Source organism: Aeromonas sp. R4-2 (genome assembly GCF_040908295.1).
Classification (GTDB): Bacteria; Pseudomonadota; Gammaproteobacteria; order Enterobacterales; family Aeromonadaceae; genus Aeromonas; species Aeromonas veronii.
The window spans coordinates 74257-88317 of the sequence record NZ_JBFODL010000017.1; the positions used below are offsets into that span (position 1 = coordinate 74257).

General features: G+C 59.2%; 15 protein-coding genes and 4 tRNA genes. 8 read left to right on the top strand and 11 right to left on the bottom strand.

Annotated elements, in window-relative coordinates; all coding sequences use genetic code 11:
• Positions 1 to 117 precede the first annotated feature (117 nt).
• From AB5Y99_RS16225 to AB5Y99_RS16245, 5 genes are all read left to right on the top strand, one after another.
• Positions 118 to 194, top strand: a tRNA-Arg gene (locus AB5Y99_RS16225).
• Positions 195 to 245: 51 nt separating this feature from the next.
• Positions 246 to 321: transfer RNA gene (locus AB5Y99_RS16230), tRNA-His, on the top strand.
• A gap of 20 nt (positions 322 to 341) precedes the next feature.
• Positions 342 to 427: transfer RNA gene (locus AB5Y99_RS16235), tRNA-Leu, on the top strand.
• A gap of 76 nt (positions 428 to 503) precedes the next feature.
• Positions 504 to 580, top strand: a tRNA-Pro gene (locus tag AB5Y99_RS16240).
• Between the two features lie 179 nt (positions 581 to 759).
• Positions 760 to 1275 carry a ricin-type beta-trefoil lectin domain protein gene (locus AB5Y99_RS16245; protein ID WP_064339092.1) on the top strand — a complete coding sequence of 172 codons (516 nt, stop codon included), beginning with the start codon at positions 760 to 762 and terminating at the stop codon, positions 1273 to 1275.
• A 34-nt stretch (positions 1276 to 1309) separates the two neighbouring features.
• Here AB5Y99_RS16245 and AB5Y99_RS16250 read toward each other — a convergent pair whose 3' ends face one another.
• The 8 genes from AB5Y99_RS16250 to AB5Y99_RS16285 all read right to left on the bottom strand — a co-directional run bounded on the left by AB5Y99_RS16250 (position 1310) and on the right by AB5Y99_RS16285 (position 9280).
• On the bottom strand, positions 1310 to 2125 hold the full coding sequence (locus AB5Y99_RS16250) for a Cof-type HAD-IIB family hydrolase (protein ID WP_368210148.1): 816 nt from the start codon (positions 2123 to 2125) through the stop codon (positions 1310 to 1312).
• A gap of 89 nt (positions 2126 to 2214) precedes the next feature.
• A complete protein-coding gene (locus AB5Y99_RS16255; RefSeq protein ID WP_368210150.1) occupies positions 2215 to 3255 on the bottom strand; it encodes an alpha/beta fold hydrolase in 1041 nt (346 codons plus the stop codon).
• On the bottom strand, positions 3255 to 3917 hold the full coding sequence (locus tag AB5Y99_RS16260; RefSeq protein WP_368210151.1) for a CatB-related O-acetyltransferase: 663 nt from the start codon (positions 3915 to 3917) through the stop codon (positions 3255 to 3257). Before AB5Y99_RS16260 ends, AB5Y99_RS16255 begins: the two co-directional genes overlap by 1 nt.
• Complete coding sequence (gene trmH / locus AB5Y99_RS16265) at positions 3917 to 4648, bottom strand: tRNA (guanosine(18)-2'-O)-methyltransferase TrmH (protein ID WP_368210153.1); 732 nt, start codon at positions 4646 to 4648, stop codon at positions 3917 to 3919. The genes AB5Y99_RS16260 and trmH overlap by 1 nt, the downstream gene beginning before the upstream one ends.
• A gap of 45 nt (positions 4649 to 4693) precedes the next feature.
• Positions 4694 to 6811 (bottom strand): bifunctional GTP diphosphokinase/guanosine-3',5'-bis pyrophosphate 3'-pyrophosphohydrolase, encoded by a 2118-nt coding sequence (spoT, locus tag AB5Y99_RS16270; protein WP_368210155.1) that lies wholly within the window; start codon positions 6809 to 6811, stop codon positions 4694 to 4696.
• A 131-nt stretch (positions 6812 to 6942) separates the two neighbouring features.
• Positions 6943 to 7218, bottom strand: a complete 276-nt coding sequence (gene rpoZ / locus AB5Y99_RS16275) for a DNA-directed RNA polymerase subunit omega (RefSeq protein WP_005307060.1) — start codon at positions 7216 to 7218, stop codon at positions 6943 to 6945.
• 79 nt (positions 7219 to 7297) lie between these two features.
• Positions 7298 to 7924: a guanylate kinase gene (gmk, locus tag AB5Y99_RS16280; protein ID WP_005357125.1), complete on the bottom strand. Its 627-nt coding sequence runs from the start codon at positions 7922 to 7924 to the stop codon at positions 7298 to 7300.
• A gap of 303 nt (positions 7925 to 8227) precedes the next feature.
• On the bottom strand, positions 8228 to 9280 hold the full coding sequence (locus AB5Y99_RS16285; RefSeq protein WP_323894004.1) for a glycosyltransferase family 9 protein: 1053 nt from the start codon (positions 9278 to 9280) through the stop codon (positions 8228 to 8230).
• Positions 9281 to 9480: 200 nt separating this feature from the next.
• Here AB5Y99_RS16285 and AB5Y99_RS16290 point away from each other — a divergent pair, with 200 nt between their 5' ends.
• Together AB5Y99_RS16290 and AB5Y99_RS16295 are read left to right on the top strand one after the other, a co-directional pair.
• Positions 9481 to 10194 (top strand): 3-deoxy-D-manno-octulosonic acid kinase, encoded by a 714-nt coding sequence (locus AB5Y99_RS16290; protein WP_042031136.1) that lies wholly within the window; start codon positions 9481 to 9483, stop codon positions 10192 to 10194.
• 70 nt (positions 10195 to 10264) lie between these two features.
• The gene (locus tag AB5Y99_RS16295; RefSeq protein WP_323894002.1) at positions 10265 to 11128 is read left to right on the top strand and encodes a sensor domain-containing diguanylate cyclase; all 864 of its coding nucleotides are present in this window, start codon (positions 10265 to 10267) and stop codon (positions 11126 to 11128) included.
• 7 nt (positions 11129 to 11135) lie between these two features.
• Here AB5Y99_RS16295 and AB5Y99_RS16300 read toward each other — a convergent pair whose 3' ends face one another.
• The gene (locus AB5Y99_RS16300) at positions 11136 to 11990 is read right to left on the bottom strand and encodes a carboxylate/amino acid/amine transporter (RefSeq protein ID WP_323894001.1); all 855 of its coding nucleotides are present in this window, start codon (positions 11988 to 11990) and stop codon (positions 11136 to 11138) included.
• Positions 11991 to 12029: 39 nt separating this feature from the next.
• Between AB5Y99_RS16300 and AB5Y99_RS16305 the strand changes: the two genes are divergently transcribed.
• The gene (locus AB5Y99_RS16305; protein ID WP_323893999.1) at positions 12030 to 12491 is read left to right on the top strand and encodes a DUF6314 family protein; all 462 of its coding nucleotides are present in this window, start codon (positions 12030 to 12032) and stop codon (positions 12489 to 12491) included.
• Positions 12492 to 12995: 504 nt separating this feature from the next.
• Here the strand turns inward: AB5Y99_RS16305 and AB5Y99_RS16310 are convergent.
• Together AB5Y99_RS16310 and AB5Y99_RS16315 are read right to left on the bottom strand one after the other, a co-directional pair.
• The gene (locus tag AB5Y99_RS16310; RefSeq protein ID WP_005339236.1) at positions 12996 to 13157 is read right to left on the bottom strand and encodes a hypothetical protein; all 162 of its coding nucleotides are present in this window, start codon (positions 13155 to 13157) and stop codon (positions 12996 to 12998) included.
• Positions 13142 to 14041 (bottom strand): DMT family transporter, encoded by a 900-nt coding sequence (locus AB5Y99_RS16315; RefSeq protein WP_005357113.1) that lies wholly within the window; start codon positions 14039 to 14041, stop codon positions 13142 to 13144. Before AB5Y99_RS16315 ends, AB5Y99_RS16310 begins: the two co-directional genes overlap by 16 nt.
• Positions 14042 to 14061 lie beyond the last annotated feature (20 nt).

Genomic DNA, 14061 nt, shown 5'->3' on the forward strand with positions numbered 1-14061 from the left:
AATAGTGGAAGAAAAGTGCGCAATGTGCTTGAAAAAACAACGAACAGTGTTTCGGTGACAGAAAAGTGTAGACAAACCAGCAACCATCATTAATAATGCGCCCCGTTCGACAGCGTAGCGCCCGTAGCTCAGCTGGATAGAGCGCTGCCCTCCGGAGGCAGAGGTCACAGGTTCGAATCCTGTCGGGCGCACCATCAAAAGTGCGTCGGTTAAACGGGCGTTGTTGTGGAACGAAAACAGCTGTGGTGGCTGTAGCTCAGTTGGTAGAGTCCCGGATTGTGATTCCGGTTGTCGTGGGTTCGAGCCCCATCAGCCACCCCATTTTACAGCTTGTCAGGTACGCGAAGGTGGCGGAATTGGTAGACGCGCTAGCTTCAGGTGTTAGTGCCCCCCGGGTGTGAGGGTTCGAGTCCCTCTCTTCGCACCATACTTGCTGTATGACGAGGATGACCATCAGGTCGTCTTTGTTTTTTTGAAATAAACTATTTTGAAAGAAATAGCCTCGGTGATTAGCGCAGTCCGGTAGCGCATCTGGTTTGGGACCAGAGGGTCAAAGGTTCGAATCCTTTATCACCGACCACATTTAGAAAAACCTCGCTTCGGCGGGGTTTTTTGCTTTCCGGCCTCCGCTGGGCCAGCACTCTCTCCCTGTTACGTCTGTTTACACTCTATTTGGGCAGCGCGCCCCGCCTTTCGGTTATGCTTCAGCCTCGAGTCACTGACAACCGGATGTCATCGGCCCATTTCAGGCATTTTTCCATGAATGACAAAATTTCCTTTGCTTGCTCTCCCGCCCTGCTGGCTGCCTTGCTGCTGGGTGGCTGTACCATCAAGCCGCCATCCACCGATGTGATGATGGGCTCCATTGCATCACAACCGCAGGAGGAGCGTTCTCTCTCCCCCTTGCTGACCAGCGGTGATTTTTGCGTTGCGGTGTCCCAACAGAAGGTGTTGGCACAACCTTGCAGCGGAAAAGACGATCAACTGTTCGAGTGGGATCTGGGTGAGTTGCGCCTGCAGGATCTCTGCCTGCAAGCCAAAAACGACAGCGAAGTGATGCTGGCACCCTGTGACGGTCAGGCGCAGTGGGAGTGGCAGAAAGACAGACTGTTCAACAGCAAGGTCTCCCGCTGCCTCGATGTGGCCGGGCGACGTCATACCCCCGGCACGCCGCTGCGACTGGCTGAATGCTACGGCGGAGCGAACCAGAGCTTCAGCTGGCAGCGGCCCAATCCCTGGCTGGAAACCCTGAAAAAACAAAGCCTCACATGGTGAGGCTTTGCTGAATCGGATGGCGGGCTGAAGAGGATCAGGCGGCGCTGACGCTCTCCAGCTCGAACAGCTTCTCCAGATAGACGGCGACGCCATCTTCATCGGAGGTGAGGGTCTGCTCATACTCCGGCAGCGCCATTTTCAGGCGGTCATGGGCGTTGCCCATCACGATGCCGCGTCCCACCATGGTCAACATCTCGAAGTCGTTCATGCCGTCACCGAAGGCGATGGCCTGGGACATCTCCAGTCCGTGTTGCTCCAGTACGGCGCGCACGGCATTGCCCTTGTGGACGCCGGCGTGCATCACTTCGAGGCAGTCCGGCAGGGAGAAGGTGACGTTGAGCTGGTCGCCGTAGCGCTGGTTGAGGTGCGCCTCGATCTTCAGCAGCTTTTCGTGGTCACCGATGTAGAAGACCTTGTTGATCTGCTCCATCGACTCCTGTTTCAGGTCATCGACCAGACGATAGGTGAAGCCGGATTCGTCGTGGAATTGCAGCAACCAGGGCAGCTCCTCCTCGACAACCCAGTCATCGCCCTGATAGACGTTGAGATGGATGGATGGGTCACGTTCGAGCGCAACCAGCTCGGCGGCGATGTCGGTCGGCAGCGGCTGGTTGAACACCAGTTTGCCCTGCTTGTCATGCACCACGGCGCCGTTGGAGGTGATGAGGTAGATATCCAGACCCAGCGCATCGCGGAAGCTGCGTACATCGACGTGGTGACGGCCGGTGGCGACCACGAATTTCACGCCCTGCTCAACCAGACGGCGGACGGTCTCCCGGGTACGGGAGGAGATCTGGTGCTGCTTGTTGAGCAGAGTTCCATCGAGATCGGATACAACTACCTTGAACATCTTTACCTCGGCATCAATTGAAAGCGGGGGCAGTTTACCCCAGCCTGCATGGTCACCCCATTTATTTAGGGTTACAAAAAATAGCCAGCCTAGTAGCGGGCGAAGAAATCGAGCATGGCGGTCAGCGCGGGCTGGCGCTTGTCGTCGGATTCGATGAAGAGCTCGTGCCAGGCCCCTTCAATTCGCAGCGGCTTGCCCCCTTCGCAGCGGGCTTTGGTGCAAAACGCATCCTGCGCCGCGTTGTCCACCACGCTGTCGTTGCCAGCCTGCAGTAGCAGCAGCGGCGTCTTGATGGCGCCCGCATCGGCAATGGCAGCATCGGCACCGGTGATCCCCTGATAAATCCAGTGGGCAGTGGCTCCCCCCAGCTTGATCTGCGGGTGCTGCTCATACATCTGGCGGAAAGCCTGATAGCGTGACTGGCTGTGAGTCAGCTCGTTATCGGCAAAGCCATGATCCTGATAGGGGCCCTGACCCGGTCCATAGGGTGGTTCGCCAAACCAGCCGCCGACCGTACCTATAGTGGTGGCCAGTCCCTTGGCCAGCCATTTGGGCAAGCCGCCCAGATTGATGCCCAGCATGGGGGAGGAGAGCACGGCGGCGCGGATATCATCGGGCCAGCGCTCCAGATAGCGGGCCGAGATGGCCCCCCCCATGGAGTGAGCCAGCAGGAACAGCTTGGCGGGCTTGTCCGCCATGATTATCTGGTCGTGAAACTGCTTCATATCGACGACATAATCGTCGAACTGGTCGACATATCCCTTGTCATGGTCGCTCAGCATGCGGCCGGACATCCCCTGACCACGATGGTCGATAAGGTAGAGGCTGTAGCCCTGACGCCAGAGATCCCACGCCAGCTCCTGATACTTGAGGTAGCTTTCAACCCGGCCGTTGACGATCAGGATGGCGCGATCAACCTTCTCCTGTCGCAGCGCGGCATAGCGGATGACGACGCCATCCTTGCCCTTGAACTCTCCTTCTATGGCATGCTGGCGCCAGAAGTCGGGCAGGGTTTGCTGGTAGAGGGTGGGCACATCGGCTTCGCTGGTGAGCTGATAGGGATTGGTCACGGCAAGGGCTCCGGCAGAAAACAGGGTCAGGGCCAACAGGGGAATCGAGAGGGATTTCATCAGGCACACTCCGTTTGCCAGTATTGATAAAGCATTGCGATGTCACCGGAGCAGAGCAGCGACATGGCGCTTTGCAGTGTGGGCAGAGGCCAGTTCCACCACTGCATCTCTTGCAGCATGGCGATCTGCTCATCGCTGAAACGGCGGCGGATCGGTTGGGCCGGGTTGCCGCCGACTATGGTGTAAGGGGCCACATCCTTGGTCACCACGGCACGAGTGGCGATGACGGCGCCATCACCTATGGTGATGCCGGGCATGATCATCGCTTCCGAGCCGATCCAGACATCGTTGCCGATCCGGGTATCTCCTTTGCGCAGAAAGCCACTACGGGCCCCTTTGCCAAAGGTATCGGGGTTGAACGGGAAGGTGGAGACCCAATCCAGCCGGTGGCCCTGATTGCCTGCCAGCATGAAGGTGGCGCCCGAGGCGATGGAGCAGAACTTGCCGATGATCAGGCGGTCTACTTCTGTACCCCACTCGCCGCTGTCCCAGCTTGCTCTGGTCGAGCCATCCCCGAGTAAATAACGGACACAGTGATCCTCGAACGGCTTGCCGTGGTAGTAGCCGGAGTAGTAGCTGTAGTCGCCGGCCTCTATGTTCGGGTTGGTCAGGTGATCCCGGATGATTTGCGATTCCAGCCAGCTGCCAAAAGGGTTCTCCATCACTCCTCCTGTTGGTCGTCCTGCTCGCTCTGCTGGGCCCAGCCTTTGCGGGTCAGCTGCATCCGCTGCCACCACTCTTCGTCTGCCAGAATTTCACCGGCCGGGCCGAGCTGGGGGTAGGGCATCTCTTTCTCTTTGCAGAGCTGGGCATAGATGGGATATCCACCTTCGAACAGGATACTGTTCTGCTCCTCCAGCGTAAGCGGGCAGCCGCGTTGATAGCAACCGGCCAGCTCGCGTTGGCGCTGCGCCTCGTAGAGGATGGCGGCAGCGGCCACCGAGACGTTGAGGGATTGCACCATGCCCACCATGGGAATGATGATATGGTGATCGGCCAGCGCCAGCGCCTCTTCGCCGATGCCGTGTTTTTCCTGTCCCACCAGAATGGCGGTCGGTTTGGTGTAGTCGATGGCGCGAAAATCGACCGAGCTGTCGGAGAGGTGGGTTGCCAGAATCTGCATGCCGGAGGCTTTCAGCTCGGCTACCGCGCTGCCGATATCCGGGTGCAGTTTTACATCCACCCAGTTCTGGCTGCCGCGGGCGGTGCCCTTGCGCTTGTGGATCCAGGTTTTGGGCCAGACGGCGTGTACCCGGTGGATACCGATGGCATCGGCGGTACGCACGATGGCGGCCAGGTTGTGAGGTTTGTGCACCTCTTCCATGCAGACGGTCAAATCGAGCTGACGCTGGGCCAGCATATCGGTGATGCGCTTGAAGCGTTCGGGGGTCATGGTTGTCTCTTAAAAAGCAGCAGGCGGCTTGCGCCGCCTGTGTGATCAGTTCTTTTGCCGGCTCACCTTGAGCACGTTGGGCATGACGCGGATCTTGCGCATGATGTTGGCCAGATGGATACGGCTCTTGGTGGTGATGAGCAGGCTCACCTGATAGACCCGGCCATCCTTCTCCTCGGTACTGATGGCGTGAATGTTGGCACCGGTGGCGGCAATCACGTTGGCCAGCTCGGCCAGCGCACCCTGATGATTGATGATCTCGATGCTGATGCCGGTGCGGAACTCCTGTTCCAGCTCCTTGTCCACTTCCCACTGCACCGGCAAGTACTTGTCCGGCTCTTTGCTGTAGCCCTTGATGTTGCGACAGGCTTCCTGGTGGATCACCAGACCCTTGCCTGGGCTGATGTGGGCGATGATGGCATCCCCGGGGATCGGACGGCAGCAGTTGGCGAAGGTGACCAGCATGCCGTCGGCACCCTTGATCGGCATCTTCTTGCTGCTGGTTTTGGGCTGTTCTTCCGGCGGCAACTCATCCCCCAGCATACGGCGCGCCACCATCACGCTCATGGCGTTGCCGAGGCCCACATCGGCCAGCAGCCCCTGCAGGTTCTCGTGCTTGGTATCGGCCAGCACCTGTTTGATGCGCGGCTCGGGAATGTCTTCGATATTCTTGGCGCCCAGAGCATGGTTGAGCAGGCGGCGACCCAGCACCACCGACTCTTCGGTGCGCAGGTTCTTGAGGAACTGGCGGATCTTGGAGCGCGCTTTGGTGGTCACCACGAAGTTGAGCCAGGCCGCGTTGGGGCGAGCGCCCGGCGCCGTGATGATCTCCACCGTCTGACCCGAGTGCAGCGGGCTGCTGAGCGGGTAGGGATGGCGGTCGACCCGCGAACCGACGCAGGCGTGGCCGATGTCGGTGTGCACCGTGTAGGCGAAGTCCACCGGCGTGGCGCCAGCGGGCAGCTCCATGATGCGCCCTTCGGGGGTAAAGACGTAGATTTCGTCGGGGAAGAGGTCGGTCTTGACCCCTTCGATAAATTCAAAGGAGCTGCCGGCGCTTTGCTGCAATTCTAGCAGGCTCTGCATCCAGCGCTGGGCGCGGATCTGGGCCGTGGTGCCCGAGCTGTCGCCATCCTGCTTGTAGGCCCAGTGGGCGGCAACCCCTTTGTCGGCCATCTGATCCATGAACTCGGTGCGGATCTGCACCTCGACCGGTACCCCGTGCGGCCCCACCAGAGAGGTGTGCAGCGACTGGTAGCCGTTGGTCTTGGGGATGGCGATGTAATCCTTGAAGCGGCCGGGGCGCGGCTTGTAGAGGCTATGCATCTGCCCCAGCACCCGGTAACAGGTATCTATGTCCTTCACCTTGACACGAAAGGCGTAGATATCCATTACCTCATGAAATTGCAGCTCTTTTTTCTCCATCTTGTTGTAGATGGAGAAGAGATTCTTCTCGCGGCCACTGACCTGATGCTCGATCCCTGCCTCCTTCAGACGACCGCTGATTTCGCTCTGGATAGAGTCGATGATCTCGCGGCGATTGCCACGGGCGCGGCGCACCGATTCGCGCAGCACACGGGATCGCATCGGATAGAGCGCCTCAAAGCCCAGCTCTTCCAGCTCGTTCTTCATGGTGTGAATACCGAGGCGGTTGGCGATAGGGGCGAAGATTTCGAGGGTTTCCCGGGCGATGCGGCGGCGCTTGTCCGGGCGCAGGGAGCCCAGGGTTCGCATATTGTGGGTGCGGTCGGCCAGCTTGATCAGAATGACCCGGATATCCTGGGTCATTGCCATCACCATCTTGCGGAAGTTCTCGGCCTGCGCCTCTTTGCGATCGCGAAATTTCAGCTTGTCGAGCTTGGAGACCCCGGCAACCAGTTCTGCAACCGCATTGCCAAACTGTTCGGCCAGATCGGCCTTGGTGACAGAGGTGTCTTCAATGACGTCGTGCAGCACGGCGGCCATCAGGGTTTCATGATCGAGGCGCATGTCACCCAGGATTCGGGCAACGGCAACAGGGTGGGTGATGTAGGGTTCGCCACTGGAACGCATCTGACCCTGGTGGGCATCACGGGCCACCACATAGGCTTGCTTGAGCTTCTCAACCTGCTCTGGCGGCAGGTAGGAACTGGCTATTTCTTTAAGGTTTTCAAATAAATACAAGACAGTCCCCGCAGCGGTGAAACGGCAATTCGTGGAATTGAGGGTATAGCCCTGAGTTTGCGAGGTTTTCGAGCGGTTGTAAATGGGGATGAACAGTCGGCACCCGGGCGGGTGCCAACCGGAGGAATAACTTAACCGCGGCCTTCGGCGATGGCAGCAACGGCAGCCAGCTCGGCGGCTTCCTGCTCTTGCTGTTCGTAGCGGTCCTGGGTGTCCATCACTTGATTGTTCACCAGACCCAGCTCGATCTCACGCAGGGCGATCACAGTCGGCTTGTCGTTCTCTTCGTCGACCAGGGGATCTTTGCCTTGTACCGCGATTTGACGAGCGCGGCGCGCGGCGACCAGCACCAGGTCAAAACGGTTACCTACCTGTTTTACAGCATCTTCTACAGTAACGCGTGCCATGCAGGACTCCAGTGTTTGGGCTTTCTGTATTTAGAAAAGCAGTGTTTAAAAATGACGCAAAAGTTTACTTGTTTTTGGCTTACTCTGCCAGTAGCTGTTGCAGCAAGTTTTTTTGAGCCTGTTGCTGGTGACGCATCTCCAGCCGTTGGCACTCAATAATGGACCTGAGCTGGAACAGCGCCTGCTCGAAGTCTTCGTTGATAATGACATAGTCATACTCGTCGTAGTGCACCATTTCGGCAATGGCTTTCGCCATCCGGCCGGCAATCACTTCGGCGCTGTCCTGACCGCGCCCAATCAGGCGGCGTTCCAGCTCTTCGCGGCTGGGGGGCAGGATGAAAATGGATTTGGTCGGCATCTGCTCGCGGATCTGGCGGGCACCTTGCCAGTCGATGTCGAGGAATACGTCGATCCCCTTGGCCAGACAGGCTTCGATGGCGGCGCGTGAGGTGCCGTAGTAGTTGCCGAACACTTCGGCCCACTCCAGAAAATCACCGCGTTCGATCAGTGCCTTGAACTCTTCCACCTGAACGAAGTGGTAGTGTACGCCGTGCTCTTCGCCAGGACGGGTGGCGCGAGTGGTGTGGGAAACCGACAGCTGCATCTTGCCCGCAGCGTTATGTTGGGTCAGCAAGGCATTGAGCAGACTGGATTTACCAGCGCCGCTCGGAGAAGAGATGATATAGAGAGTGCCTTGTTGCGCCATATTATTACCTTTAATCGAAACCGCTGTTTTGGTTGTAGCAGAGACCGCCGTCTTGTGCCCGAAAGGGAGACAGCCAAACGCAAAACGCGTAAAATTCTTGAGTCAGGAGGATGTAAAGGCGGCGAATTTTACCAGAATGCGGCGAATAAAAAAACGGCCGGAATCATATTCCAGCCGATCAAAGTATTCGTAGCTTGCTGCGGGAGCGTAACCCACATCAGCCTGCATTGTGCCTTTGGCTGAGGGCAGAGGCTATCAGGTTATCCCTGCCTGATGGCTCGGAATTCCCGAGGTGCTCTGTCACTACGGCAGTTGACGATCTGCACAGAGCCGATCGAACGCGGCGATGACCTGCTCGCTGGTGATTTTGCTCATGGCATCGGGATCCTTGAGGCGGGTGCGCCAGCCGAGCTCGGCCAGCGGCTTGCCAGTCTCCTGCTCAATCAGGGTCTGATAGACGCTGACGACATAATCCCGGCAGAGATAGGGGCCGGTGCGGGCCGGATTGTGGTGGGCATAGAGACCGATCACCGGCGTGCCCACTATGGTGGCCATATGGGTGGGGCCGGTATCGGGGGCCAGTACCAGACTCGCCTCGCCAATCAGCGCCAGCAGCTGCTTGAGGTTGGTCTGCCCCACCAGATCGACCGGCTTGCTCTGGCTGAGTTGCCGGATCTCGGCGGCCAGATCCCGCTCCAGCTTGGCCGGCCCGCCACAGAGATAAACCTGAAAGCCCTTGTTGGCGGCGTGATCCGCCAGCGCGGCATAGCCTGCGGCAGTCCAGTTCTTGAAGGCCTTGCTGGCGGCAGCGCAGATCAGCAGGGTCGGTTTGCCGCCAATCTTCTCCCTTGCCCATGCCTGATGTTCGGCGCTGATGGGCAGCTGCCAATCCGGGGTCAGATCCTTGATGCCGAGCTCTTTGGCAAAGGCGAGGAAACCGTCCAGCACGTGGGGAGAGGCGGGCGAGGGCACCTTGTGGTTGGTGAACAGCCACTGACCGTCGTTGGCCCGCTCCCGATCAAACCCGAGTTTGACCCTGGCTTTGATGCCGAGGGTGGCGATGCTGGCGCGCATGGCCGCCTGCAGATGCAGCAGGGCATCAAACTGACGTCCCCTGAGGGTCTGCCACAGGTCGCTATAGCCGCGCCACCCCTTGCTCTTGTCGAAGGCGATCACTTCGACACCGGGCAGATCGGCAAACAGGGTTGCCTCGATTTTTCCGGTGATCCAGGTGATGCGGGTTTGCGGCCACTCCCGCTGGATGACCCGTACCAGTGCCAGCGTGTGGCAGCAGTCGCCGATGGCGGAGAGCCGCAGAATGCAGATGGAGGAGGGAGGCGTTTGAAATAGCGGCATGATGTGGCGCACGGCTGGCAAAAAGGGTGGATGGCATTATGCAAACTCCCCTGTGGATTGTAAAATTGCGCGCAATCGTCAGCCGGGCTTTGCCACCCGAATAGCCGCCATGGCTGGCACATGTTGCGGGCATGCCACAGTCGCAGCCTCATCGCCCATAAACAGGGGCGATCAACGACCCATCGAGCGGGATCTTCATGATGCTGATACAGACCGAACACAACCAGGTTTGCTGGTTCGCCGAAGGGGCCTTTCGCGACCCCACTTCCCAGTTATTCGAACCGGCCTGGTGGCAGAACAACCGTCAGGTGGTGGGTACCTCCATCGGTCGCGGCGTGACCTGGTTCGTCAAGGATGAGTCCCGCCATCTGGTGCTGCGCCACTACTATCGCGGCGGCATGGTGGGCAAGGTGGTGCGGGATCGCTTCTGGTTCGAAGGGGTCGAATCTAGCCGCGCCATGGCGGAATACACCCTGCTGGCCAAGTTGTGCGAACTGGGGTTGCCGGTGCCGCGTCCGTTCGGTGCGCGGATGGCCAAACAGGGCCCATTTTATCGCGCCGACATCCTGATCGAGCGTATTCGCGGTGCCAAGGACATGGTCGCCCTGCTCAAGCAGGGGCCGGTGGCCAGCGAGGTGTGGCACAAGATTGGCCAGACGGTGCGCCAGCTGCACGATGCCGGGGTTTACCACGCCGATCTCAACAGCCACAACCTGCTGCTCGATAAGGATGAGAAGGTGTGGGTGATCGACTTCGACAAGGGGGCGATCCGCTCCCCCGGTGAGTGGCAGAAGGGCAATCTGGAGCGGCTGTTGCGCTCCTTCAACAAGGAGTCTCAACTGCACACCAGCTTCCACTTCGTACCGGACAACTGGCAGACCCTGATGGAGGGTTATCACGGAAAAGCGAGCTGACCCTGTTGCTCGCCGCTATGGCCAATGTTACTTATGAATCAGCTCTTCAGATTCGGTTTCGAGGTGCCCCATGGAAATGCTCAAGACACCTTTGGTGGATGTCACCGCCCGGCTTGATCCGGGTCTGCTGTTCGATGCCATGGCGCTGCTGGAGGCGGGGATCTGGACCTGGTCCCCGCAACAGGGATTGCGCCGCGACCCCTCCTGCCTGCGCCTGCTGGGGCTTGGTGAAAGCTGGCCGGATGATCTCGGCTGGCTGGAGCGGGTGCATCCCGATGACGTTGCCCGGCTGGCAGATGCCCTGAGCGCCTGCCAGAGCGGCCGCAGCAGCGGTCTGCGCCTCGAATATCGCATTCTTCACCACCACGGCCACTACATCCGGCTGGAAGAGCGGATCCGCCGTGACGAACGGGGCTATCTACTTGGCGTGGTACGCCATCTCGATCCCGCCGTGGTGCTGGTGGAAGAGCGGCACGGTACCGATCCGCTGACCGGGCTGGAGAGTCGCAGCCGCTTCGAGCAACTGCTGGAGGAGAGGCTGTTGGCCGAGGGGGGAAGCTTCAGTCTGCTGCAGTTTTCCGTCGATCACATGGCCAAAATCCGCCAGCTCTTTGGCGAGGCCGCCTGTGACGCCATGCTGGCCAAGCTGGCGCGCATCGTGCGTCACGAGCTGCGCCGCGAAGATCCCTTCGCCCGCTGGGATGAGGATGGTTTTATTCTGATGCTCTCTCGCACCGAGCGGATGAAGGGGCTGGAGATTGCCGAACGGCTGCGCCTCGAGATTGCCGATGCCAGCCTGCTGCCACAGCGGCCGGTGACCGTCAGTATCGGGCTGGTACAGAGCCAGCCCGGCGAGCAGCTTGACCATCTGCTGGCCCGTCTGGCCACCTGCCACGGTCAGGCCAGACGGGAGCGCAACGCCGTCGTCGGCTAGTTGCCACTCAGGATGAAGTGACCTTGCGATGCTGGCACACCTTGAGGGATGCCAGCATCAGCACGCCGCCGATGGCCAGCCGGGTCAAATCGGTATCCTTGCCCCAGATCAGCAGATTGACCAGCAGGCCGGCCGGAATGAGCGCATTGTTCATGATGGCGAGCACCCCGCTGCTGACCAGCGTTGCCCCCTTGTTCCACAGGAAGTAGCCCAGCCCCGAAGCGCCCACCCCTAGCCAGAGCAGAATGCCCCACTGCAGCCCGCTGGTCGGGTACTGGGGTTTGCCCAGCAACCACCAGGCTGGCAGGGCGATCACCAGTGCTCCCAGATAGAAGCAGCCGAAAATCGCCAGCTGTGGCGGTTGCTCCGCCTCCCTTGCCAGCAGTACCTTGTAGCCCACCTGACCCATGGCAAAGCAGAGGTTGGCCCCCTGTACCACCAGAAAGCCCAGCGCATAACTCTCGGTCAGCCCGTCAAAGCGGATGACGGCAGCCCCGAGCACCGCCAGCAGGGCGCCCCACAGATAGGTGGGCTTGAAGCGCCCCTCCAGCAGATCGTGGAGCAGGGTGACGTAGATGGGGGTGAAGATGGTAAAGACCAGCACTTCCGGCACCGTCAGCAGCAGAAAGGAGTGGTAGTAGAAGAGATACATGATGCCGAGCTGGATGGCGCCCAGCGCCATCAGCTTGGCCGCCAGATCGGGGCGCAGCCAGCGGCGGCGCAGGAAGGGGAGAAACACCAGACTGGCGAGGGCGATGCGGGTCAGCACCGAGAAGTAGGCATCGACCTGACCAGCGAGGTAGACCCCGATCAGGCTGAAGGAGAATGACCAGAGCAGGGTGACCCCTATCAAGTAGTTCATGTGTTTGATTTATCGTCAGTTGTCAATTTTAAGGGGGCTATGATGGCCGAGATGGAAGCGGCAATCCAGCGTTTATGGGGGCGATTGCCACAGGTCGGAGCATTTTCCTTTACCGCCAGCAATGGCGAGGGGTCGGCGACCGACTGGAATGGTCGCGGCGAGGGGCGTGTGCAGGTGACCGATCATCAGGGTGGCTGGCTGTTTAACGAGCAGGGCCGTTACATCACGCCTCATGGCAGGGAGCTCGCCATGCACAACTGCTTCTGGTGGCAGCGCAGCGAACGGGGGATCCGTCTCTCCCATCTGCGTTATCAAGCGCCGGTCGAGCTGTTCGAGCTGCTGTCGCAGGGGGATGGCCGCTGGCTGACCGCCGAACCCCATCTGTGCGGGGCGGATCACTACTGCGCCGAGTTGACCGAGATAGACGGCGGTTTTCTGCTGAGCTGGCAGATCACCGGGCCACGCAAGAACGAGCGACTCAGCTATCGCTATTCGGTTTGAATTTCAGATGGTTGTCGTTGGCTTTTTTGGCCAGTCAGTCTGATATATCAGGCTGACTGGTGGAATGTGTATCAGTCTGGCTAGCTCGGCTAAGTTTCCCGTGAAGGTGTTGCTCACACTCTATGTTGTCAGTAGCTCTGCAAAAGCGTTTATCAGTCTTATCAGGGCAAACGCTGCTATGGCAACGCACAGGTTTTCTAACGGACTATTGGTCACCAATGTATGAAGGGTATGGGCTAGGACAAGAGCATTGCGCATGTGAATCACCTTAATGAGTCGGTTGTATTACTGATAGCCAGTTCTTTAAGGATTCACTGTTGGTGAGAAACCACTATTAGCTCAGTCCCCCATCAAAACAGTTGATAACAGGTAACGGTTTTCTCCTGATCTCGAACATAAAAAAACCGGCGCAGAGCGCCGGTAGCGGGGGACAAATCGGAGGTTTTTTAAAACAGTCCCAAAAACAGGAGAGATAGACTCTCGTCACACATTCAGAGATGGACTTCAGGCATTCAGGGCATAGCTCAGCATGGCTTGCAGCTTGCTATCGAAGAACCAGGGCAGCAGTACCATCAGCAGGCCCAGGATCCCGGCCAGCCGCTGGCGATACTGCCAGCCGGCAATCAGCACCAGACCACCGCACAGTGTGGTCAGGATGCCTGACATAGGGAGACCTCGCGCTGCATGCGACGCTGCTGCGCCCACTGGTTCATGGCGACCGAGCCGAGGATCAGGGCCAGAGCAACACCTGTGGTGGGATGGATCTGCTCGCCGAGGAACAGGGCACCCAGCATCACGCCGAACAGCGGTACCAGATAGTTGCTGAAGGAGGCGAACGTCGGGCCGGCCTTCTGGATCAGCGCCATGTAGAGGAAGTAGACCAGACCGGTACAGAGGGTACCTAGCACGGTGATCGCGCTCAGGGCCTGGGTGCTCGGCAGGGTCAGGCTGCCGAGATCAACCATGAAGGGGGCGACCAGCAGCAACTGGATTGCCGAGGAGATCAGGATATTGCGGGCGACCACGACCGGATGGTCCTTGGCGAAGCGCTTGATCATCAGCAGGCCGATGGCGAAGCAGCTGGCACCCAGCAGGATGGCCATGGCACCGAGCAGACCGGCGTTCATGCCCTGGGAGAGTTTCGGCCAGAACAGGGTGAGCACACCGGCAAAGCCGATGATCACGGAAAGCAGACCGGTTTTGGTGATTCTTTCACCAGAAATAAACAGCGGTGCAGCCAGAATAGTCACAAACGGGATACAACCCATGACCACGGCGGCGATGGCGCTATCCACATACTGTTGGCCCCAGGCGACCATGATGAAGGGGATGGTGGCATCCAGCAGGGCGATCAGCATATAGGTGCGCCACGGGGTGTGCTCACTCTTGAGCCGCATGAACAGGCAGAGCAGACCCAGGGTCAGGCTGCCGCACAGGGCACGACCGGCAGCCACCAGAATGGGGGGCAACTCGGCAACGGCCTGGTGCATGAAAATGAATTGGGAACCCCACAGCAGGCCAATGGCCAGCAATAACAGATAGCTACGCATTTGAATCTCCGATGTATTAA